A 725-nucleotide genomic window follows, 5' to 3' on the forward strand; every position below is an offset into this window, starting at 1 on the left:
ACTCGGGGTCGCCCCCTCTCGCACGGTGGCCGGCAGGTGGCGGCTCGGGCAACCTCTGGTGAATGGCCAGAAGACAGGCGCTGACCATGTAGTTCATCTGACTGACGGCCTTCAACGGCTGGCTGACACGGCTTCACAGCGCCGGGGCGCGCGCCTAGGGTCCGCTGTGTGAAGTTCCACAGCACCCTGATCGCTTCCCGTTCCGCCCGTCGCGCGCTGCGGCCCGTACTTGACCAGCTCGACCAGCGCATTGACAGAAAGCTTCGCTCAGCCCGCCGTGAACTCACCGTCCTCCGCGAGGAGCTGCGCCGCGCGCACTCCACTGACCTGCTGCTCGGGCGCGACGGCAGGCTGACCGACCGGCAGCCAAGCCGCGAAGAGATCGTGGAACTCGCTGCTCAGATCGCCGTCGTGACCGGACGCGACGGCGCGTACAAGGAAACCGTTCTGGCCTACCGCACCCTGGTGGAGCTGGAGAACCGTGGCGTCGGGCGCATCGCCGGCTCCACCCGCAACATCCTCGGCAAGCTCGCCGCCACGCCGCTGCTCAACCCGCCGAACGGCGAGATCCTCGAGATCGGCACCCTGTACGGGCTGTTCGCCGGTGGCATGGCCCGCCAGTTGCTGCGGACCGGCCTTCCGTATCAGCTCACCATCGTTGACCCGCTCTCTCCCGTGCAGCTCCAGCCCGGCTTCGAGATCTCCTCCGACCCGTCGGGCACTCC

General features: G+C 68.1%; 1 pseudogene. It reads left to right on the top strand.

The window, feature by feature from the left end:
* Positions 1-168 precede the first annotated feature (168 nt).
* A pseudogene (locus KUM32_RS38615) lies at positions 169-725 on the top strand (class I SAM-dependent methyltransferase); the annotation flags it as partial.

This window comes from Streptomyces sp. AC627_RSS907 (genome assembly GCF_019049165.1).